Source organism: uncultured Campylobacter sp., from assembly GCF_947255105.1.
Taxonomy (GTDB): Bacteria; Campylobacterota; Campylobacteria; order Campylobacterales; family Campylobacteraceae; genus Campylobacter_B.
This window is the reverse complement of record NZ_CAMYFP010000001.1, coordinates 42,930-64,967: the sequence shown is the minus strand read 5'-3', so window position 1 is coordinate 64,967 and position 22,038 is coordinate 42,930. Positions and strand designations below refer to the sequence as shown.

Sequence of the window (22,038 nt, the reverse complement as noted above, 5' to 3'; positions counted from 1 at the left end):
TAATTATATCATAAAAGGATGGCAAAATGGTAGAAAGATATGCTAGAAAACAGATGAGCGACAAATGGACGATAAAAGCAAAATACGATGCTTGGTTAAAGGTTGAGTTAGCAGCTGTGAAGGCTTGGAACAAACTTGGGCTTATAGATGATGAGTCATGCAAAAAGATTTGCGAAAATGCAAAATTTGACATAGATAGAATAAATGAAATAGAAAAAGTCACAAAGCATGATGTTATAGCATTTTTAACAAGCGTTAGTGAAAATTTAGGAAGTGAGAGTAGATTTTTACACTATGGCATGACTTCAAGTGACTGCATAGATACAGCTGTTGCACTTCAGATAAAAGAAAGTTTAGAACTAATCATAGAAGATGTTAAAAACTTAAAAGAAGCTATAAAAACCCGTGCATTTGAGCATAAAAATACACTAATGGTTGGCAGAAGTCATGGAATTCATGGCGAGCCAATAACTTTTGGACTTGTTTTGGCGATTTGGTATGATGAGATAAATAGAAGCTTAGAGCTTTTAAATCACGCTAAAAAAGTAATTAGCGTTGGAAAAATAAGTGGCGCTATGGGAAACTTTGCTCACGCCCCACTTGAGCTTGAGGAGTTAGTTTGTGAGCATTTAGGCTTAAGTCCAGCGCCAGCTAGCAACCAAGTAATACAAAGAGATCGCTACGCACAAGTTATTTCAGCTATTGCTATTCTGGCTTCAAGTTGTGAAAAAATAGCCGTTGCTGTTCGCCACTACCAAAGAACAGAGGTTTATGAGTGCGAGGAATATTTTAGTCCTGGGCAAAAAGGAAGTTCTGCAATGCCTCATAAAAGAAACCCTGTTTTGAGTGAAAATGTAACAGGGCTTTGCAGAGTTTTACGAAGCTATACAATTCCTGCAATGGAAAATGTCGCTTTGTGGCACGAAAGAGATATAAGCCATAGTTCAGTTGAGAGATTTATACTTCCAGATGCCTTTATAACAGCTGATTTTATGCTAAACCGCCTTACAAATTTAATTAAAAATTTAGTTGTTTATCCTGAAAATATGATGAAAAACCTAAATTTAACAGGCGGACTTGTCTTTTCACAAAGAATTTTACTTGAACTTCCAAAAAAAGGAATTTCAAGAGAAGATGCTTATAAGATAGTTCAAAGAAATGCAATGAAAGTTTGGGCTGACTTGCAAAATGGCAAAAAAGCAATCGATGAAAACAATCACAGTCTATTTTTACAAAACTTATTAAAAGATGAAGACCTAAAAGCAAATTTAAGCGATGAAGAGATAAAACAGTGTTTTGACTATTCATATTACACAAAAAATGTAGATAGAATTTTTAAAAGAGTCTTTGGTGAGTAAATAATATTTTTAAAATATATTTAAAATTAAATTGTTAAATTAAAAGTGAAAACGCGAAAGGTAAAATAGAGCAGATGAAAGTAATAAAAAGAAACGGCAGAACCGAAGAACTTGATATAAGCAAAATCAAAAAATATACAAAAGAGTCTGTTGAGGGGCTTGAAAATGTAAATTTAAGCGAGCTTGAAGTTGATGCAAAAATTCAATTTAGAGATATGATAACAACAGAAGAAATTCAACAAACTCTTATAAAAACAGCTGTTGATAAGATAGATATTGATCGCCCAAATTGGACTTTTGTAGCGGCGAGACTATTTTTATATGACCTTTATCACAAAGTTACAGGATATACTGGATATCCACATTTACGTGAATATTTTGAAAGAGGCGAAGAGGTTGGGCGAATTTTACTTGGACTCAAAGAAAAATATGATTTAGATGACTTAAATAGCTATATTGATCCAAAACGCGACCTACAATTTACCTATCTTGGCATAAAAACACTTTATGATAGATATCTGTTAAAAGATAAAAATGCCAATCCAATCGAACTTCCACAACATATGTTTATGGCAATAGCTATGTTTTTAGCACAACATGAGTTAGATAGACAGAGTTGGGCAAAAAAGTTTTATGATCTTATCTCCAAATTTGAAGTTATGCTTGCAACTCCTACTTTGTCTAATGCGCGCACTACTCGCCACCAACTCTCAAGCTGCTACATTGGCTCAACACCTGACAATATCGAAGGAATTTTTGATAGCTATAAAGAGATGGCGCTACTTTCTAAATTTGGCGGCGGGATTGGCTGGGACTGGAGCAAAGTAAGAGCTATGGGTGGCAGTATCGACGGACACAAAAACGCAGCTGGCGGAATAATACCATTTTTAAAAGTTACAAATGATATCGCCGTTGCAGTTGATCAGCTAGGCACAAGAAAGGGAGCGATTGCCCCTTATATCGAGCCTTGGCATATGGATATAAATGACTTTTTGGATCTTCGCAAAAACTCAGGCGAAGAGAGACGCCGAACACATGAGCTTTTTCCTGCACTTTGGATAAATGATCTTTTTATGAAGCGAATAGCAAAAGATGAGAGATGGACACTTTTTGACCCTTATGATACGCCAGATCTTTGTGATCTTTATGGTGATGAGTTTGAAAAAAAGTATATAGAGTATGAAAACGATCCCAAAAAACCAAAGTATATAGTCCAAGCCAAAGAGCTTTGGAAAAAGATTTTGACAAGTTACTTTGAGTCGGGAATGCCATTTTTGTGCTTTAAGGACAATGCCAACCGCATAAACCCAAATGACCATGACGGTATCATCAGAAGTTCAAATTTATGCACTGAGATCTTTCAAAATACAGAGCCAAACCACTACACTATAAAGGTAGTTTTTGAAGATGGAAAGATTAGCTATTTTGAAGAAGAAGACGATGTTGTTGTAGATGGCGGATACAGAAAAAAAGCCAAAAAAATTACCGCTCTAGATACGATAAAAGATAAAAAAATCCTCATAGTTGAAAAGGGTCTCAAAGAGGGAAAAACCGCAGTTTGCAACCTTGCAAGTATAAATTTAAGCAAAATAAACACCAAAGAAGATATTCAAAGAGTAGTTCCACTTGCAATAAGAATGCTTGATAATGTAATTGAGCTAAATTTCTATCCGCACATCAAGGTCAAACACACCAACCTATCAACTAGAGCCATAGGCCTTGGAGTTATGGGCGAGTCACAAATGCTTGCTGAACATGGCATAAAATGGGGAAGTTATGAGCATTTTGACAAGATAGATGCCATCATGGAAAACATCAGCTACAACGCCATCTATGCATCAAGCAACTTAGCCGTTGAAAAGGGAAAGTATCCTAAATTTGAGGGTTCAAAGTGGAGTAAAGGAATTTTTCCAATAGATCTAGCAAAAGATGAGACAAAGAAGCTTACAAATCGCGGCGGACTTTTTGATGAAGATGCTTGCGACTGGGAGAGTTTGAGAGAAAAGGTCAAAAAAGATGGCATGAGAAATGGCTATCTTATGGCAATAGCGCCAACTTCAAGTATAAGTATTTTGGTAGGCACCACTCAGACTATCGAGCCGGTCTATAAAAGAAAATGGTTTGAACAAAACTTAAGCGGAATGATTCCAGTTGTTGTACCAAATCTAAGCCCAGATACGTGGAACTACTACACGCCAGCTTATGAGCTAGACCAAAGAGTTCTTGTAAAGGCTGCGGCAATTCGCCAAAAATGGATAGATCAAGGGCAGAGCCTAAATATTTTTATGAGCCTAGATAGAGCAAGTGGCGGCTATCTAAATGAAATTTACTCTCTTGCTTGGAAACTTGGGCTTAAATCCACCTACTATCTACGAAGTGAAAGTCCTGCAAGCGAATATCTAAACACCAAGCCAGATACGATGGATAGAAGCATAGAGTGTGAAGGTTGTCAGTAAAAATATGCGTTTTTAAAAGCTTAAATTTAAGGAATTTATTTTGAAAAAAATTTTTATATTTTTGATTTTAGCCATAAATTTGGCTTTTTCAAGTATCTTTGAAGAGTTTGGTGAAGAAGCTATTAAAAAAATAACAAATACAAATTTAGAAAAATGCAAAAATGGCGATGATGAAATTTGTGATTTAATAGCTATAATGACAAACAATAACGATAGTGAAGATGTAGATGAAGCTAATATAAGTCCGCAAAAAATAGCAGAATTTCTTATAAATAAAGATACTATTAAGCTTTGCGAAAATGGCGACAAAGGTATATGTATATTTTTATCACTTGGAATGGCATTTTATAGTGACAAAAGTTTAGATGATGCAAAAGAATTTGCTTTAAAAAGCGAGAATATACATTTAATAGACTTGCTAGATAATCAAAATTTTGAAAATATCATAAATTCTTGCCAAAATGGCTACAAAAGCTGTGAATATCTAAGCATAATGCAAAAATATGGAATTTTTGTTAAAAAAGATGAAGAAAAAGCTAAAATCTTAAAAGAAAAAGTCTGCAAGGATGAAGCTGGTTTCTTTTGTAGCAAATATGATACTGGAATTTTAGATATGTTTTCTGCTTTTTGTGATAAAGGAAGCATTAAAGCTTGTGTTTTACTGCTTCCGGCTTTTGAAGAAACGTATCAAATCCCTTATGCGATACTTGCTCAAAACAGGCTTTTAGATTTATACGAAAATAGTGGCATAAACTTAGGTGAGAATTTGTTTGAAAAAGCACTTCGTAACGAAGAATTTGTAAAGTTTTTAAATGAAAATTTAGATATTTTTTTAGCTTTATTTGGTACAAATGAAGAATACAATCTTATAAAAGACAGTGATTTACCAAAATATTATGGACTTCTTGCAAAAAATGGCTTTGATTTTAACAAAAAAATTGACACTATAAATGTGATGGAATTTACAATTTACTACACGAAAGATGAAATTTTAGTAGAAATTCTTAAAAATATACTTCCAAAGATTGATTTAAACTCACCTATTCTTTTAAGACAGGCAAAAGATTTTGATAAAAAACAAAGTTTTAAATTTTTAATAGAAAATGATGCAAATATAGATGATGTTTTGCTTTTTAGTGTTATTCGCAAATTAGCTTCGCCTTTTGATAGAGATGGGGAAGTTCATTTTTTAAAAGCTGGAAAACTTGGCGACCATGATAAAGAGATTTTAAAAAGCAAAAAATATCAAGAAATTTTAAAACAAGAACTTTTTTATTTAAAACTCATCTTAGAAAAAAGAGAATTAAATAGCTTTAATGAAAGATTTGTAAATATAATCACAAATTTTGCAAATCTAATAAACGATGAAAATTTAAACGAAATTTTATTTAATACAAAATTAAAAAAGGACTAAATTTACTGCCCTATTTTTTAAATTTTCTTTAAAATTTTTGCTTTTGCACTCATAGAGATTATTTCAAATTTATAGATATTTGTTCTTTCTAAACTTGCACTTACAGCCAAGTCAAATGCTTTCATATATTTTGGAGTCTGTTTTTCACATAACAACCTTAACGCCCTAGCCTTTTTATTGGACTTTAAATTTATACTCTGTTGCAAAAGATATTTTTAAATTTATTGGATTGTATAAATTTAGCGCTTAAATTTGGTATTTAAATTTGATGCTTAAATTTGGCACTTTTACATAACTTTTATAGGCTCTTTTGCATTTTAAAGATAAATATAGACAAAACTCCAAGCAATAGATAAATAGAACTTTTATCTATCGTAAAATCACAACTATCCACTATCCAATAAGCGATAGAATTAAAGAAATTTACCACTTCTTGGAAGAAGTGGTAAATAATTTGCTACTCAAAAGCCTTTTTCATAGCAGCAAAGAAAGATTTGATAACGCCTCTGTTTTCTGTGATATCATCAACAAACTCATCATAATTCATTTTCTTTTTTGCCAAAATATCCAAAAGTGCCTCTTCGCTACCTTTCATACCATCGTTAGCTTCGATATTTAGAAGTTTATCGTAAATAGGAGTGATGATTTCGATAGCCTTTCTAGGAGCAGCTTTTCTGTAGGCAGTATAGCCAGTGATGGAGTTGGTAAGTGGGCTTATCTTTGGCTCAAAGTCAGTCATAATCCAATAATATCTTCCATCTTTAGCCATATTTTTCACAACAGCGATGAAGTTTTTGCCCTCTTTTATCCTCTCCCACATTATTTTAAAGATAATGCGTGGCATATCGGGATGTCTTACGATGTTGTGCGGCTGTCCCAAAAGCTCGCTTTCAGTATATCCACTAATCTTACAGAAATATGGATTTGCAAAGGTTATGATACCTTTTTCGTTGGTTCTTGAGACTATATATCTCTTTGGATCTAGCTCTATCTCTTCATTTATAGGTGTAGCTTTTCTCATTGTCAGTCCTTTTAATGTTGATTTGAAACTATTTGCTTTATTTTATCAGTTTTTTCATAAATTTATAATACAAATCATCATTAAAGTTTGCTTTTTAACATTTTGGCACTGTTTGCAATGACAATAAGAGTTGTTCCAACGTCCGCAATTACTGCCATCCACATAGCACCAAAACCAGCAAGAGTGATAAACACAAAGACAAGTTTAACACCAAGCGCAAAGATGATATTTTGCCATAGCACTTTGATAGTTTTTTGTGAAAGTTTTACAAAACCGACAATTTTATCAAGATCATCATCCATCAAAGTAACATCAGCACTCTCAATAGCGCTATCGCTTCCAAGTTTTCCCATTGCAAAACTTATATCCGCCCTTGCAAGAGCTGGTGTGTCGTTGATACCATCCCCCACCATAGCAACTATGCCGCCCTCCTCTTTGAGCCTAGCTATCATCCTCAACTTATCTTCTGGCAAAAGTTCTGCCTCTACCCTTTCTATACCAACCTCTTTGGCAATTTGCTCTGCTACAGCCTTTCTATCGCCTGTTAGCATTACTGGAGTAATACCTAGTTTTTTTAAGCTCTCTATGGAGTTTGCGCTATTTTCTTTTATCTCGTCACTTATGACAAAAATTGCCATTATGGCGCTCTCTTTGGCAATAGCCACGATAGAGCCACTATCAGCGATGGATTGCATTTTAGAGATATCAGCAACTCCGATTTTACTCATCATTTTGATATTTCCAAGAGCATATTTTTTGCCATCTATAACCGCGCTGCTTCCCATACCAAGATGTTCCTTAAACTCACTAACCTCTAGTTTTGTCTTGCAGCCTAGCTCACTTGCAATGGCTTTTGAAACAGGATGGTGCGAAAGAGAGGCAAGAGCGCAAGAAATGGCATTTATCTGCTCTTTGTCTTTATCAAAATAATAGGAATTTACAATAGTTGGCTTTGCCTTTGTTATGGTGCCAGTTTTGTCTAGCGCCACTATCTTTATCTTTTTTGCTATCTCAAGAAAAAGACCGCCTTTAACCACAACTCCACTTCTAAGAGCCGCTGTTAAGGCGCTTACTATAGTAAAAGGTGTTGAGATAACAAGGGCGCAAGGACAAGCAATGATAAGTATAATTAGTCCGCGCTCTATCCAAACAGCCCAAGATAGCCCAAATAGAGGCGGTATTATAGCAACTAGCAGAGCAAACAAAACTGTTAAAGGGGTGTAGATAGAGGCAAATTTATCTATCCATCTTTGCATAGGCGCTCTTTTAGCGCTTGCCTCCTTTACAGAGCGAATTATACGAGAGATTGTAGAGTCGTCCAAAATAGCAGTTGTTTTGTAGTCAAAAAGTCTGTTTTGATTGATACTACCGGCAAATATTTTATCGCCACTTCTTTTTAAGATAGGCTCACTCTCTCCTGTTATTGGAGATTGATCTACCTCACACTCTAGACTTTCCAAAACTCCATCAAGTGCTATTTTTTCACCAGGCTTTACTCTGACAACTGCACCAACTTCAACATCTTTCGCCTCTTTATCGATCCAGCTATCGCCAAATTTCACTCTTACTATCGTAGGAGTTAGCTCCAAAAGTGAAGAGATGGCATCTTTTGCCTTAGACAGAGATCTGCTCTCTAGCCACTGCGCAAGTGCAAACAAAGAGATAACCATAGCAGCTTCACTAAACTCGCCAAGTATAAGCGCTCCAGTTACTGCGATTGTCATTAGAGCATTCATATTTAAATTTCTATTTTTTATAAATATAAGCCCTTTTTTATAGATTTTTATTCCACAAATTGCAATAGCTATCAATGACAAAGCGCCAATTATCAAAGAAAGTATAAAAGTTGGCTCTCTAAAGCTCAAAAACTCCGCAACTCCTGCAAAGATCAAAGCTATAACAATTCTAATGAGTTTTGTATCTTTTTTCTTGGTAGTTTCGCTCTTTGTAACAGCTTTCATTCCAAGAGCAGCAATCTCTTTTTCTATATCTAACTTGCCATCAATCTTGTGAATAACTATCAAAGTTCTATTAATAAGATCAAAATATAGAGTTTCAACATCGCTGCTTTTGCCAAGAGACTCTCTTATCAGCGCCTCTTCAGTAGGGCAATCCATCTCGTTTATGAAAAATTTAGAAGCTTTGTAGCCTTTTTTGAGTTTTAAATTTCTATTGTAAAAATTTTGGTTTTGTGAAGAGCAACAACACCGATCGTCATCATCGTCGTCTGGTGAGTTTGCATTGTTATCACAAGTCAAAGAGTCATTGTCTTGTGAAGTAGTGGTTGAGTTTTTAGTCATTGGTTTACTCTCATGTTCGCAACTATAGTTGTGTTGATGGTGAGCATGACACTTCATTTTGTCCTCCTTTTGGTTTAAATTAAAAGAATTAATAAATTTATATTCCATTTATCAAAACTTTCGCAAATCATATTAGCAATTTATAAACAATCAGTAAATGATACCAACTATCGCAACAAAGCATTTTAAAGAGTGAAATTTAAGAATTTTAGGCAGAGATATCGGAGAAAATGGAAGTTAGCTTAAATAATATTATTAATTATTTATTTTAATTAAATAAATTTAAATATCCAACATATTTATTGCAATATTACCACAAATAAGTAATTTTAATAGAACATATAAAGCTTAAAATAATATATTAAAAAGTGATTAAATGATATCTGTTATCGTCTTATCAAGAAATTAATAAAATAAATTTAACTGAATTTAACCAACCATAAGATATGATAATTTTCATTTAGAAAAGGGAAGTAGATGCAAAATATTTTAAAAAGAGATGGAACAACCGACAAATTTAAACCATATAAGATAGAAGATGCCATAAAAAAAGCTTTTGAAAGCGAAAGCGAACTCTACGATGAAAAAATCTATCAAAACATCCTAAGCAAGCTTACTTTTAAACGCTCTCTTGAAGTTGAATATATCCAAGATATGATAGAAAAAGAGCTATTTGACGCTGGGTATTTTAAGGTGTTGAAATCTTTTATGCTCTATAGACACACGCACAAACTCCAAAGAGAGCAAGTTTTGGAGCTCCAAAAAGATAGCACCTATATCAACTGCACACAGACCATAAACGAATACATAGGCAAGTCCGACTGGCGAATAAGCGCCAACTCAAACACAAGCTACTCAAATGCTGGACTTATAAACAACACCGCCGGCAAAATCATAGCAAACTACTGGCTTGACACAATTTATAGCAAAGAAGAGGGTTTTGCGCATAGAGATGGATTTTATCATATACACGACCTTGACTGTCTAACTGGATATTGCGCTGGTTGGAGTCTAAGAGCACTTTTAAATGAGGGCTTTAACGGAGTTAGAGGAAGAGTTGAGAGCAAAGCACCAAAACACTTTAGAGAGGCTCTTTATCAAATGGCAAATTTTTTAGGAATACTTCAGAGTGAATGGGCTGGCGCACAGGCATTTTCAAGCTTTGATACCTATCTTGCGCCATATGTTTTTAGAGACAAATTAAGCGACAATGAGATAAAAAAAGCCATTACAAATTTCGTCTATAACCTAAATGTGCCAGCTCGTTGGGGACAGAGTCCATTTACAAATATCACCATCGATATTACCTGCCCGCAAGATCTAAAAGAGCAAATTCCTACTAGAAATGATGAACATATTTTTAAAGATTTAGATGATGATGAGCTTTTAAAGATGGCAAATGAGCGCGGTAGAGCAAAACTTACCGATATGGTCTATGGCGACTTCAAAGATGAGATGGATAGAATAAATATTGCCTTTTATGAGGTTATGACAAAGGGCGATAAATGCTCACAGCCATTTACTTTCCCAATACCCACACTAAACATCACGCAGGATTTTGATTGGGACAGTAAAGTTGCCGATGTTATCTTTGAAAATACAGCAAAAATGGGCTCAAGTTACTTTCAAAACTTCATAGGCAGCCAATACACAACAGATGAAAATGGCAACAAAATACCAAATGAAAATGCCTACAAACCTGGTAATGTCCGCTCAATGTGTTGCAGACTTCAACTTGACTTAAGAGAGCTTCTAAAGCGTGGCGGCGGGCTTTTTGGAAGTGCTGAGATGACTGGAAGTATCGGCGTAGTTACTCTAAATTTAGCGCGACTTGGATATCTTTATAAGGGCAATAAAAAGGCACTCTACAAAAGACTTGATGAACTTTTGCAACTTGCTAGTCAAACATTGGAAAAAAAGCGTAAATTTATACAAAAGATGTATGACCGAGGGCTCTATCCATATACTGCAAGATATCTAAAGCACTTTAGAAATCACTTCTCAACTATTGGCATAAATGGTGCAAATGAGATGATACGAAACTTTACAGATGATAAAGAGAACATCACCACCGCCTTTGGAAGAAAATTTGCACTAGAGCTAGTTGGTCATTTGAGAGAAAAAATACAGCTATTTCAGGAGCAAACTGGCAATCTTTACAACCTAGAAGCAACGCCAGCCGAAGGCACAACATACCGCTTTGCAAAAGAGGATATCAAAAGATATCCAGATATCATTCAAGCAGGAAGCGGTGAAAATATCTACTATACAAACTCAACTCAACTTCCTGCAAACTTTGGAGATGATCCATTTGAAGCGCTTGACTATCAAGACGACCTCCAAAACAGCTATACAGGCGGAACAGTTTTTCATCTCTATATGAAAGAAAAGATTAGTAGCAAAGAGGCTTGCAAGAGCTTGGTAAAAAATATCATAACAAACTATAAATTGCCATATATCACAATAACACCTATTTTTAGCGTTTGTAAAAAGCATGGCTACATCTTAGGCGAACATGAGTTTTGTCCAAAATGTGATGAGGAACTTTTAGCACAACAAGAAGAAGAGAAATTTAAAAACAATAAAAAAGGAGCATAAGATGAAAGAATTTCCAAAAGAGTTAGAACAAAAAAGAACAAGATGTGTAGTCTATACTAGAGTTATGGGCTATCACAGACCAGTTGAGAGCTTCAACCTTGGCAAAATTGGCGAACATAAAGAGAGAATTCAGTTCAAAGAAAAAATCTCGTCAAATTGCGACAAGCTTATCTAAGACCAAAATTTAAGAGTTTTGCCCTAAATTTCAAAAGAGGCGAAACTCTTGAAATTTAGCGCAGAATAAAATGATCTATGATATTACACCTTTTACAATGACAGATTATCCAGACAAACTATCGGCTATTGTTTGGTTTGCGGGGTGCAATATGCGCTGTATTTACTGCTACAACACTCACGTTGTAACATCGACCAATAAAATTACTCAAAAAGAGTGTGAGGAGTTTTTAAAAAGTAGAGCTGGAAAACTTCAAGCAGTTGTGTTTAGTGGCGGAGAATGCACACTTTCAGATAGTTTTATGCCGCTTTTAAAAGTTGCAAAAAAACTTGGATTTTTAACAAAAGTTGATACAAATGGCTCAAATTTGGAGCTTTTAAAAGAGGCGATAGAGGAGAGGCTCATCGACTATATAGCGCTTGATTTCAAGTCCGATAAAAAAAACTTCAAACTCATCACCAACTCAAATCTCTATGAGAAATTTAAAGCCACCCTGCTCTACCTCATCTCTATAAATTTTCCTTTTGAGGTTAGGACAACGATACATAGTGACTTTATAGATGAAAAAATGGTAAGCAAAATGAGTAAAATGCTAGAAGAGCTTGGATATAAGGGAGTTTATTATCTACAAAATTTCCTAAATACGGGCGATAATTTTGGCTGTTTAAGTAGTCCAATTACTAAATTTGATACCAAAAAAATCAACTCAAATTTAAAGATAGAGTTAAGAAATTTCTCCTAAAAGCAGAGCTATTTTTTCTAAAATCAGAGCTAAATTTGAGCCTTTTTTTACTTTTTTTGTAACGATATGAGAGTTAAACCTGCTACAATATCTATATGAAAATAAATAGTTTTATGGAGGAGTTATGCAAAAAAATAGTGTAGAAAGAAAGAGGATCTATAACCCAAGTTCAAATGAATCCCTAAATGACAGACGAATTTTTGGTGGCAATCCACACGGAATTTTAAATTTCACAAAGGCTAAATATCAATGGGCACTGAAGCTTTGGGATTTGATGGAGGCAAACACCTGGTTTCCAAAAGAGGTTGATACAACCGATGATGTAAGAGACTACAACTTCAACTTAACACAGGCTGAAAAAAGAATGTATGACCTAGTTTGGAGCCAACTTATCTCAATGGATAGCTTTCAGACAAACAACTTAGCCGACAACATCAATCCTTACATAACCGCACCTGAGATCAATGCGATCTTAGCAAGACAGGCTTATGAAGAGGCAAACCACTCAAAAAGTTATGCTGTGATGGTTGAGGCAATCTGTGAAAACACCGACCTTATCTATGAGATGGAAAAACACGATAGCGTGCTTAGAGAGAAAAATGACTATATCTCAAGTCTTTATGAAGAGCTAGCTGGAGAGGTTACTGATGATAAGCTACTACTTGCTATGGTTGCAAACCAAATTTTAGAGGGCGTCTATTTTTATAGCGGCTTTACTGCCATTTATGCACTTGCACGTGCTGGAAAGATGTTAGGTTCTGCTCAGATGATAAGATTTATCCAAAGAGATGAGATAACTCACCTGCTTCTTTTTCAAAATATGATAAACTCGCTTCGCAAAGAGAGAGATGATCTTTTCAATGAGACAAATATCAACAAAATTTATGAGATGTTTAAAAGAGCGGGCGAGCTTGAGATAAAATGGGGAAAATACATCACTCAAAACCAAATTATGGGCTTTACAGATGATATTATAGAGGAGTATATCCACTATCTTATAGATCAACGCCTAAGCGCAATCGGTCTAAAAAAGCTCTACAGTGCATCTCATCCGATAAAGTGGGTTGATGACTTCTCTAAATTTAACGACCAAAGAAGTAACTTTTTTGAAAGCAAAGTCACCAACTACAGCAAGGGAAGTCTTAGCTTTGATGATTTTTAAAAGATATGCAAGATAGTATTAAATTTGAGTTTGATGAGTTAAAAGAGCTTTACAAAAGTAAAGTTGGGATAGAAAAAGAGGGACTTAGAGTAAATTTAGATGGCAAAATCTCTTTAAAAAATCATCCAAAAAGCTTTGGAAAAAGAGAACATCAACCCTACATACAAACTGATTTTGCAGAGAGTCAAATAGAGCTTATAACTCCGCCATTTGAAGATGTAGATGAGGTTTTTGCTTGGCTCAAGGCACTTCACCAAATAGTAGGAACTTCAAATCAAAAAAGAGATGAGCTTTTTTGGGCGATAAGCACTCCAGCCTTTATCCCAAAAAACAGAGACGATATAAAAGTTGCAAAACTAAAAGATGAAGATGAGAGAGCTTATAGAGAGTATTTAGCAGACAAATATGGCAAAGATGTCCAGTTACTTAGCGGCATACACTATAACTTTGAGATAAATAGCGAGTTTTTGGACAAAAAACTAAAAGAGCTAAATCCCTCTTGCTTGCAAATGGCAAAAAATAATCTCTATCTACATCTTATAAGGAATTATTTTCGATATAGATGGCTTCTTAGCTATCTTTTAGGCGCAACACCCTATGTTGATTCAAACTACACAACAAAGCTCTACGGCTCTCCACCAAAAAGAGCTATGAGATCCCTAAGACAGAGTCGTTGGGGATATAAAAATAGTCAAAATATAAAGGTCTCTTATGAGAGTCTATCTAGCTTTCAAAAAAGCCTAAAAGGACTTGTAGAAAACAAAGAGTTGCTTGTCGAAAAGGAACTTTATAGCGATGCTAGACTTAGAACCAAAAAAGATGGAAAGTGCCTTGTTGAGACCTGTATCGTCTATCTTGAGATAAGAAACATAGATCTAAATCCCTTTGCGCCCTACGGCATAGAAAAAGAGGATTTTTTATTTATTAAGCTCTTTTTACTTACAATGCTATTTTTGCCAGATTGCAAAAGCGACGAAGAGGTTGCAAAGTGGGATGAGATGCACAGAGTTGTTTGTGAACTTCATCCACTAAAACCCTGCCCTTACCTTGATGAGGGAAAGGCTCTTTTTGGCTTGCTAGATAAAATGGCTAAGTTTATCGGCGATGAACTACTTATAAAAAGAGTAAAAGAGTATGAAAAGGCACTAAACAATCCATCTTTAACACTATCGGCCAAAATTATAAATGAGTGTCCAAATAGCAATGAGTTTTTAAACTGGGGAGTGGAGTTGGCAAAAAAACATAGCGAAATTTATGGCACAAAACCCTACTCTTTGCATGGTTTTAGCGACCTTGAACTCTCAACTCAAGATCTCATAAAAGAGGCTATTAAAAAGGGTGTAGAGGTAAAAATTCTAGATAGAGCAGAAAATTTACTCTCTTTGAGATATAAAAACAAAGAGGAGTTTCTAAAAAATGGCAATATGAGCTCCAAAGATTCGCTTATTAGCTACTTTATAATGGAAAATAAGATAGCTACAAAAAAGATTTTAAAAGAGCACTCCATAAGAGTGCCTGATGGCAAAGAATTTGGCTCATTTCAAGAGGCATTTGACTATTATGAAGATCTGCCAGCCGCCTTTGTTATCAAGCCAAAAAGCACAAACTATGGCATTGGTATAACTATTTTTAGAGAAAAACCAGAGAAAAACATCTACAAAATAGCCATTAAAGAGGCATTTAAAAACGATAGCTCTATCATAGTAGAGGAGTTTTTAAATGGCGTTGAGCTTAGATTTTATGTCCAAAAAAAGAGAGTTTTGGCTGTTTGCAAACGAGAAGCTGCAAAGGTAGTTGGCGATGGCAAAAATAGCATTGAAAAGCTAATCGAGATAGAGAACAAAAACCCTCTAAGAGCTAATGGCTATGAAGCGCCACTTACCTTTTTGAAAAAAGGCGAGATAGAAAAAGTCCAGCTAAAAGAGCAGGGATATGACTTCAAAACTATACTAAAAGATAGAGAAGTAGCTTTTCTTAGGGCCAATAGCAACGTCTCAACAGGTGGAATTTCCATAGATATGACAGATGAGGTAGATGATGGCTATAAGCAGATAGCCATCAAAGCTACAAAGGCATTGGGCGCTACAATTTGTGGAATTGATATGATTATACAAGATCCAACCGCTACTCCAACAAAAGATAATTATGGCATTATTGAAGCAAATTTTAATCCGATGATGTCGCTACATCTCTTCCCAACAAAGGGCAAAAGAAGAGAGGTAAGTAGGGCAGTTTTGAAGCTTCTTTTTAATAAATTTAAAGATTAGCTATAATCAAACTCTAAAAAATAAAAAGGGCTGTTTTGAATCTTTTCATCAAGAAAAACTGCGAAAAAATGGCAGATGAGTTAGCAGATAAAGTTAGCCTCTCTCCAAAGGTTTATAATGCATTTAAAGAGGTTGATCGCTCTGTTTTTGTCCCAATGACAGCGCATGCTTTCACTCTAAACCCACAGCCAATAGTTGGCAACCAGTGGATAAGCTCGCCTCTTACAGTTGCAAAAATAACTATGGCGCTTGAGCTAGATGAGGCAGATAGTGTGCTTGAGGTAGGTTGTGGAAGTGGCTATCAAGCGGCTATTTTAAGCAAAATTGTAAGAGTTGTTTTTACAATTGAGCGGATTAAAAGGCTCTGTAATGAGGCAAAAGAAAATATCAAAAAACTAAATATCACAAATGTCAATATAAGATGCGACGATGGCAACAATGGTTGGAAAAAATATGCGCCATATGATAGGATTTTGCTCTCAGCTGCTACAACTTCTATCGATGAAAGGCTTTTTTCGCAACTAAAAGATGGCGGCATTTTAATAGCACCGATTAAATTTCAAAATAGACAATTTATAACCAAATTTAAAAAAAATAGAGAAATTATTACCAAAGAGCAACTTTGGGAGTGTGATTTTGTCCCTTTGCTTAGCGGGATAGAGTAGGGTTTGAAATTTAAAAACTATTTCTGCCCTACTTTGCATTTATTTTGTGAGATAACCTAAATTTAGCAAGATTGAAATTTAAAAACTTCTAAATTTCAACCTATTTGGCTAAATTTGTCACTATCTCCTAGCCAATGAAACTTAAGCCTCCAAAATCGCCCCATTGCTTGCATTGGTAACTAACTTTTGATATTGTCTTAGCCACCTACTTTTTACTTCTTTACCCTCATACTTCCACTCTTTTTTTCGTCTTTTTATCTCATCATCACTTAAACGGACATTTATAGAGTAGCTATCAACATCAATATCTATAATATCGCCATCTTTTAAAAGTCCTATCATTCCGCCCTCTGCTGCTTCTGGGCTTACATGACCGATAGAAAGCCCTCTTGTAGCACCGCTAAATCTACCATCTGTTATAAGTGCCACATCAGCTCCAAGCCCACGACCCATTATAAGACTTGTTGGGCTTAACATCTCTTGCATTCCAGGACCACCTTTTGGACCTTCATAGCGAATCACCACAACATCGCCCTTTTGAACTTTTCCACTTGAAATTCCACTAATTGCTTCATCTTGTGAGTTAAAGCAAATTGCTTTTCCACTAAATTTACGCTCTCCAACAATACCAGCTGCTTTTATAACACACCCTTGCTTTGCTAAATTTCCAAACAAAATCCCCAAACCACCTACTTTTGAATAAGGCTTATCAACACTTTTTATGATACTATAATCAGCTACTTTATGATTTTTAACACGCTCGCTCATCATCTCACCAGTTACTGTTAGATTATCAAGATCAAGCATGCCATTATCTCTTTTTGAAATTTCATTTAATATAGCAGTTATCCCCCCAGCTCGTGCGATATCTTGCATATGAACACTTGGAAGACTAGGAGCCACTTTTGCAATGTGGGCTATATTTTTACTGATCTCATTTAACTCTTTTATATTAAGTGCGCACCCTGCTTCACGGCTAATTGCTAGCATATGCAAAATTGTATTTGAGCTTCCACCCATTGCCATATCGCAGACAAAAGCATTTCTAATAGCTTTTTTATTTAAGATATTTTTTATTTTAAATTTATCATCAAGTGCGATTTGACAAATCCTTCTAGCTGCAGCTCTTGCTAACTCTTCACGCTCGGGAGTTAACGCCAAAATTGTGCCATTACCAACCAAAGCTATTCCCATCGCTTCACAAAGTGAGTTCATAGAATTTGCTGTAAACATTCCACTACAGCTTCCGCCACCTGGACAGGACTCACACTCAAGCATTTTTAACTTTTTTTCATCGATTTTACCAACTTCATAAGCTCCAACGCCTTCAAACACACTATTTAAATCAAGCGCTTCCCCACTATCTTTATCAACTCCAGCAGCCATTGGACCACCACTTATAAACACAGTAGGAACATTTACTCTTAAGGCTCCCATTATCATGCCAGGAACAATCTTATCACAGTTTGGTATGCAAATAAGTGCATCTAAACTGTGGGCATTCATCACAGTTTCAACTGAATTTGCTATTAATTCACGACTTGGCAAAGAATAAAGCATTCCCTCATGTCCCATCGCAATGCCATCATCAACGCCTATGCAGTTAAACTCAAAAGGCACACAACCATTTTTTCTTATCTCATCTTTTATAATTTGGCTAAATTTATTTAGATAAAAATGTCCTGGAATTATCTCTATAAAACTATTTGCAACACCGATAAATGGTTTATTAAAATCTTCATCCCTAAGCCCTGTTGCTCTTAAAAGCGAGCGGTGAGGGGCTTTTGTATAACCTTTTTTGATTATATCACTTCTCATAAACTCTCCTAAATTTAATTTTTTATTCTACCAAAAATAGCCAAATCCAATAAACCCTACTATGGTTAAATTTAAAAAAATTATTAAAATTTAAATCCATTTATCATATAATGAATCTTTATTTAAATTTAAAGGAAAATTATGCTTAGTAATCCCGTATTTTCTAGCATTATTTTAATGTTTATTTTATGTATATTAAGATGCAATGTCATGCTTTCTATCCTTATTTCAGCGATGGTTGCAGGACTTATGGCTCATATTGTTCCAAGTGGAGAAACATATACTTTTATAAAAAGTATGAATTATACTTTAGATGTCTTTATAGAAGGCATGAAAGGTAATCTTCAAACTGCACTATCATACATATTACTTGGAGTTTTAGCTGCAGCTATCTCTTTTACAAATTTAACTACGATTTTAATTAATAAAATTTCAAAATTTATAACAAAAAGTAAGTTTTATTTTATATTTGCAATTGCTTTTATTGCTTGTTTTTCACAAAATTTAATTCCTGTTCATATCGCTTTTATTCCTATTTTAATTCCACCACTTTTAAGCGTAATGAATAAAATGAAAATCGACAGACGTGCCGTAGCATGTGCTTTAACTTTTGGTCTTCAAACTCCATATATTTCACTTCCAGTTGGATTTGGACTTTTGTTTTTTTCAATTTTACAAAAAGAGATGGCAAACAATGGCTTAAATATTGAAATTTCACAAATCGCAAGTGTTATGTGGATGGCAGCAATTCCAATGATTATAGGACTTATTTTAGCTGTGATTGTGTTTAAAAAACCAAGAGAATACAAAGATATTGAAAACAATACACCTAAAAATCTAGACGAGATAAAAATGGGTTTAAAAGAGTGGGGTGCATTAGCTGGAATAGTTGTAGCCTTTATTATTCAAATTTTCTTTGGTTCTCTTCCTCTTGGTGCACTTCTTGGAATTATTACCATGATAGTTTTTGGTGGAATTAAATATAAAGATATGGATAAAACTTTTGATAAAGGTATTCATATAATGGGATTTATTGCCTTTGTTATGCTTGTAGCTGCAGGTTATGGTGCAATTTTAAGAGAAACAGGAGGCATTCCTGAACTTGTTAATGCGGCTGCTTCTTTGGCTGGTGGAAAGCTTGGCGGAGCAGCTTTAATGTTAATTATTGGACTATTTATTACAATAGGCATTGGAAGTAGTTTTGGAACTATTCCAATAATTACGGCGATTTACTATCCACTCGCACTTGAACTTGGGTTTAGCACATCAGCTATAATTATTTTAATAGGCATTGCAGCTGCAGTAGGGGATGCTGGAAGTCCTGCAAGCGATAGCACACTTGGACCAACTAGTGGTTTAAATTTTGACGGACAGCACAATCATATTTATGATACTTGTATTCCGACTTTTATATTTTTTAATATTCCTTTGATTTTATTTGGCATACTATTTGCTGTAATTTTATAAAAAGGAAAAAAATGGAAGTAAAACTATTAAATTTCACTCCACTTTGGATATGCTCAAATGCTATAAGAACTTGTTGGCAAAGCTTTGATAAAGGGGATAATGGAGGCGAGATAGACAAAGAGCTAATCAACAGAGTTGGAAATAAATTTAAACATGCCTCAACACTTGAACATCTACATTATAATTTTTATATAAAAGGAATTTCAAGAGCACTTTTACAAGAATTAGCACGTCATAGAATGGCAAGTTTGAGTGTTAAATCCACTAGATATACCCTAAAAGAACTTAAAAAAGAAAATGAGTTTAAAATAGGGGATTTTAAAAATGCGTCTCGCTATATAGTTTTAACTGGAAATGAAATGGTTGATAATTATAGCATTCAAGCTCTTGAAAATATCCGTCAGATTTTAAATAAAATAAATACACTAGACATCGCTAAATATGCACTTCCAGAATGTTATAAAACTGAACTTACTTGGAGTATAAATGCAAGAAGCCTTCAAAATTTTTTACATCTTAGAACTTCAAAATCAGCTTTGTGGGAAATAAGAAATTTAGCATGTGAAATTTATAATTCTCTTCCAGATGAACATAAATTTATATTTGAAGAGTCTATCTATAAGGATGAAAAAAACTCATAAGTATCTAGATATTTTTGGCATGAGTAAGAGCTATGGCTATTGCATCTGTTATATCGAGCGGTTTTATCTCTTTTTTAATTCCTAAAATTCTCTTAACCATAAAGGCAACCTGCTCTTTAGTTGCCTTTGCTTTTCCAGTCATCGCCTTTTTTATCTGAAGAGGTGTATATTCGCCAAAATTGCCATGCAAAAGTAGGATTTTTAGACTCAAAGCACCGCGAAACTGCGCTAGTTTTAGGACACTTTGCGGATTGTAGGCATAAAACATACTCTCAATTGCCACGCTATCTATCTTATGAGAGTTAAAAATCTCATCCATAGCTTCGCACATTTGAACTATTTGGTATTGCAATTCATCTTGCTTTATTTTTATAATTCCCGCCTCAATTAAATTTATATTCACACCCTCTTTTTCTACAACGGCATATCCACAATTTCGCGTCCCAGGGTCAATTCCTAAAATTTTCATCTCTTATTTTCACCTCTATTCACATACTATTCACATTTTTAAATAATTATGTTAAACTTAACCACTATTTTAAGAAAAATTTAGTAAAATAAAAGTTAAATTTATAGATAAGGAAGTTATTTGAAGCCAATCTGGGATCAAGTATCAGCTGAGCTTAAAAATAAAATTTTACCAAGTGAATATGAGCGATATATAAAACCTATGGTCTTTAACCAAAAGCACTCCAAGCCAGATCTTGTTGTCTATAATGTCTCAAATGAAATAATAGCGCGCTTTATCTATACAAAATATGCAAAAATCATAGAGATGGTCTATGAGCAAATAACAGGCGTAAAACCGATTATTATCATAACTTCAAAGACCAAAATAACGGCAGAAAAAAAGAGCAAAACTGAGAATAAACCTCAAAGCTCCCTTTTAAATAATTTTTTTAGCTTTGAAAACTTTGTAGTTGGTGACTCTAACCGCTTTGCATATACCTGCTCACAACATGTTGCACAAAATCCAGGTCTACAATATAACCCTCTTTTTATCTATGGCTCTAGCGGACTTGGCAAAACTCACCTACTTCAAAGCATAGGAAACTACTGCATCAAAAATAAAAAAAGTGTCATTCTTGCAAGTAGCGAGCAGTTTATCAATGATTTTACCTTCCATCTCAACCAAAAAACGATGGATAGATTTACAAACAAATATAGAAATTGCGATGTTTTACTTATAGATGATGTGCAGTTTCTTGGCAAAACCGATAAGATTCAAGATGCTTTTTTTCATACATTTAACGAACTAACCGATAAAAACTCTCAGATAGTAATGACAAGTGACAAGCCTCCAAAGGCACTAAAAGGCTTTGAAGAGAGGCTTCTTAGCCGCTTTGAATCAGGACTTTTGGCAGATATTGTTCCTCCAGAACTTGATACCAAAATAGCAATTATTCGTAAAAAAAGTCAAGATAACAAGATAAATTTAAGTCAAGATATTATCGAATATATTGCTACAAATATGGGCGATAACATAAGAGAGATAGAGAGTGTTATCATAAGACTAAATGCATTTTCAACACTTATGCGAACAGAGATAACTCTGAAATTTACAAAAGATATTATGCAAGATCAGATAAAAGAAAAAACCGACTCTATCAACATAGAAAAAATTATCGAAGTTGTATCAAAAGAGCTAAATATCAAACCAAGCGACTTAAGAAGCAAAAGCAGAAAGAAAAAGATAGTAGAAGCAAGGCGCATAGCCATCTATCTATCAAAACAACTCACACTAAACTCAATGCCCGCAATCGCTAGTCACTTTGACCTCAAAGATCACAGCGCCATTAGTCACAACATAAGACGCATAAGTGAAATCATCAAAAATGACAAGCTTTTAAAGGTAAAGATAGATGAACTTGAAAATAGAATAAAAAGTAAAAAGAGTGAATAGAAGTGAAAAAGAGCAAAATTTTATTCACATACAAAACTACAACTATAAGGG

Annotated in this window: 17 protein-coding genes; 12 read left to right on the top strand and 5 right to left on the bottom strand. The window is 34.5% G+C overall.

Going from position 1 to position 22,038, the window contains the following annotated elements:
* Window positions 1-26 precede the first annotated feature (26 nt).
* The 3 genes from purB (at window position 27) to Q0X52_RS00320 (ending at window position 5,228) form a co-directional block, all read left to right on the top strand.
* Window positions 27-1,358 carry an adenylosuccinate lyase gene (gene purB, locus Q0X52_RS00330; protein ID WP_297573332.1) on the top strand — a complete coding sequence of 444 codons (1,332 nt, stop codon included), beginning with the start codon at window positions 27-29 and terminating at the stop codon, window positions 1,356-1,358.
* A 74-nt stretch (window positions 1,359-1,432) separates the two neighbouring features.
* Window positions 1,433-3,814: a ribonucleoside-diphosphate reductase subunit alpha gene (locus tag Q0X52_RS00325; protein WP_297573330.1), complete on the top strand. Its 2,382-nt coding sequence runs from the start codon at window positions 1,433-1,435 to the stop codon at window positions 3,812-3,814.
* Window positions 3,815-3,854: 40 nt separating this feature from the next.
* On the top strand, window positions 3,855-5,228 hold the full coding sequence (locus Q0X52_RS00320; protein WP_297573329.1) for a hypothetical protein: 1,374 nt from the start codon (window positions 3,855-3,857) through the stop codon (window positions 5,226-5,228).
* Between the two features lie 17 nt (window positions 5,229-5,245).
* Here Q0X52_RS00320 and Q0X52_RS00315 read toward each other — a convergent pair whose 3' ends face one another.
* The 3 genes from Q0X52_RS00315 to Q0X52_RS00305 form a co-directional block, all read right to left on the bottom strand.
* Window positions 5,246-5,383 carry a hypothetical protein gene (locus tag Q0X52_RS00315; RefSeq protein WP_297573327.1) on the bottom strand — a complete coding sequence of 46 codons (138 nt, stop codon included), beginning with the start codon at window positions 5,381-5,383 and terminating at the stop codon, window positions 5,246-5,248.
* A 302-nt stretch (window positions 5,384-5,685) separates the two neighbouring features.
* Window positions 5,686-6,249: a PAS domain-containing protein gene (locus Q0X52_RS00310; protein WP_297573325.1), complete on the bottom strand. Its 564-nt coding sequence runs from the start codon at window positions 6,247-6,249 to the stop codon at window positions 5,686-5,688.
* An 80-nt stretch (window positions 6,250-6,329) separates the two neighbouring features.
* A complete protein-coding gene (locus tag Q0X52_RS00305; protein ID WP_297573323.1) occupies window positions 6,330-8,606 on the bottom strand; it encodes a cation-translocating P-type ATPase in 2,277 nt (758 codons plus the stop codon).
* Between the two features lie 420 nt (window positions 8,607-9,026).
* Between Q0X52_RS00305 and Q0X52_RS00300 the strand changes: the two genes are divergently transcribed.
* The 6 genes from Q0X52_RS00300 (at window position 9,027) to Q0X52_RS00275 (ending at window position 16,158) form a co-directional block, all read left to right on the top strand.
* Complete coding sequence (locus tag Q0X52_RS00300) at window positions 9,027-11,147, top strand: ribonucleoside triphosphate reductase (protein WP_297573321.1); 2,121 nt, start codon at window positions 9,027-9,029, stop codon at window positions 11,145-11,147.
* Between the two features lies 1 nt (window position 11,148).
* Window positions 11,149-11,322 carry an anaerobic ribonucleoside-triphosphate reductase gene (locus Q0X52_RS00295; RefSeq protein ID WP_297573319.1) on the top strand — a complete coding sequence of 58 codons (174 nt, stop codon included), beginning with the start codon at window positions 11,149-11,151 and terminating at the stop codon, window positions 11,320-11,322.
* 70 nt (window positions 11,323-11,392) lie between these two features.
* A complete protein-coding gene (locus Q0X52_RS00290) occupies window positions 11,393-12,064 on the top strand; it encodes an anaerobic ribonucleoside-triphosphate reductase activating protein (RefSeq protein WP_297573317.1) in 672 nt (223 codons plus the stop codon).
* A gap of 124 nt (window positions 12,065-12,188) precedes the next feature.
* The gene (locus tag Q0X52_RS00285) at window positions 12,189-13,226 is read left to right on the top strand and encodes a ribonucleotide-diphosphate reductase subunit beta (protein ID WP_297573315.1); all 1,038 of its coding nucleotides are present in this window, start codon (window positions 12,189-12,191) and stop codon (window positions 13,224-13,226) included.
* A 5-nt stretch (window positions 13,227-13,231) separates the two neighbouring features.
* Complete coding sequence (gene gshAB / locus Q0X52_RS00280) at window positions 13,232-15,493, top strand: bifunctional glutamate--cysteine ligase GshA/glutathione synthetase GshB (RefSeq protein ID WP_297573313.1); 2,262 nt, start codon at window positions 13,232-13,234, stop codon at window positions 15,491-15,493.
* A gap of 35 nt (window positions 15,494-15,528) precedes the next feature.
* Complete coding sequence (locus Q0X52_RS00275; RefSeq protein ID WP_297573311.1) at window positions 15,529-16,158, top strand: protein-L-isoaspartate(D-aspartate) O-methyltransferase; 630 nt, start codon at window positions 15,529-15,531, stop codon at window positions 16,156-16,158.
* Window positions 16,159-16,299: 141 nt separating this feature from the next.
* On the opposite strand, the gene ilvD is transcribed toward Q0X52_RS00275, so the two are convergent.
* Complete coding sequence (gene ilvD, locus Q0X52_RS00270; RefSeq protein ID WP_297573309.1) at window positions 16,300-17,976, bottom strand: dihydroxy-acid dehydratase; 1,677 nt, start codon at window positions 17,974-17,976, stop codon at window positions 16,300-16,302.
* A 141-nt stretch (window positions 17,977-18,117) separates the two neighbouring features.
* On the opposite strand from ilvD, the gene Q0X52_RS00265 reads away from it, so the two are divergent.
* Window positions 18,118-19,443 (top strand): Na+/H+ antiporter NhaC family protein, encoded by a 1,326-nt coding sequence (locus Q0X52_RS00265; RefSeq protein ID WP_297573307.1) that lies wholly within the window; start codon window positions 18,118-18,120, stop codon window positions 19,441-19,443.
* 11 nt (window positions 19,444-19,454) lie between these two features.
* Entirely contained in the window at window positions 19,455-20,084 is a 630-nt protein-coding gene (gene thyX / locus Q0X52_RS00260; RefSeq protein WP_297573305.1) for an FAD-dependent thymidylate synthase, read from the top strand.
* Between the two features lie 4 nt (window positions 20,085-20,088).
* On the opposite strand, the gene ruvC is transcribed toward thyX, so the two are convergent.
* Window positions 20,089-20,553, bottom strand: a complete 465-nt coding sequence (ruvC, locus tag Q0X52_RS00255; protein ID WP_297573303.1) for a crossover junction endodeoxyribonuclease RuvC — start codon at window positions 20,551-20,553, stop codon at window positions 20,089-20,091.
* 129 nt (window positions 20,554-20,682) lie between these two features.
* On the opposite strand from ruvC, the gene dnaA reads away from it, so the two are divergent.
* Complete coding sequence (gene dnaA / locus Q0X52_RS00250) at window positions 20,683-21,987, top strand: chromosomal replication initiator protein DnaA (RefSeq protein ID WP_297573982.1); 1,305 nt, start codon at window positions 20,683-20,685, stop codon at window positions 21,985-21,987.
* Window positions 21,988-22,038: the final 51 nt, after the last annotated feature.

Coding starts and splice junctions, on each gene's coding strand:
- purB (WP_297573332.1), top strand. CDS start 27: ATGGTAGAAAGATATGCTAGAAAACAGATGAGCGACAAATGGACGATA.
- Q0X52_RS00325 (WP_297573330.1), top strand. CDS start 1,433: ATGAAAGTAATAAAAAGAAACGGCAGAACCGAAGAACTTGATATAAGC.
- Q0X52_RS00310 (WP_297573325.1), bottom strand. CDS start 6,249: ATGAGAAAAGCTACACCTATAAATGAAGAGATAGAGCTAGATCCAAAG.
- Q0X52_RS00305 (WP_297573323.1), bottom strand. CDS start 8,606: ATGAAGTGTCATGCTCACCATCAACACAACTATAGTTGCGAACATGAG.
- Q0X52_RS00300 (WP_297573321.1), top strand. CDS start 9,027: ATGCAAAATATTTTAAAAAGAGATGGAACAACCGACAAATTTAAACCA.
- Q0X52_RS00295 (WP_297573319.1), top strand. CDS start 11,149: ATGAAAGAATTTCCAAAAGAGTTAGAACAAAAAAGAACAAGATGTGTA.
- Q0X52_RS00290 (WP_297573317.1), top strand. CDS start 11,393: ATGATCTATGATATTACACCTTTTACAATGACAGATTATCCAGACAAA.
- Q0X52_RS00285 (WP_297573315.1), top strand. CDS start 12,189: ATGCAAAAAAATAGTGTAGAAAGAAAGAGGATCTATAACCCAAGTTCA.
- gshAB (WP_297573313.1), top strand. CDS start 13,232: ATGCAAGATAGTATTAAATTTGAGTTTGATGAGTTAAAAGAGCTTTAC.
- ilvD (WP_297573309.1), bottom strand. CDS start 17,976: ATGAGAAGTGATATAATCAAAAAAGGTTATACAAAAGCCCCTCACCGC.
- Q0X52_RS00265 (WP_297573307.1), top strand. CDS start 18,118: ATGCTTAGTAATCCCGTATTTTCTAGCATTATTTTAATGTTTATTTTA.
- thyX (WP_297573305.1), top strand. CDS start 19,455: ATGGAAGTAAAACTATTAAATTTCACTCCACTTTGGATATGCTCAAAT.
- ruvC (WP_297573303.1), bottom strand. CDS start 20,553: ATGAAAATTTTAGGAATTGACCCTGGGACGCGAAATTGTGGATATGCC.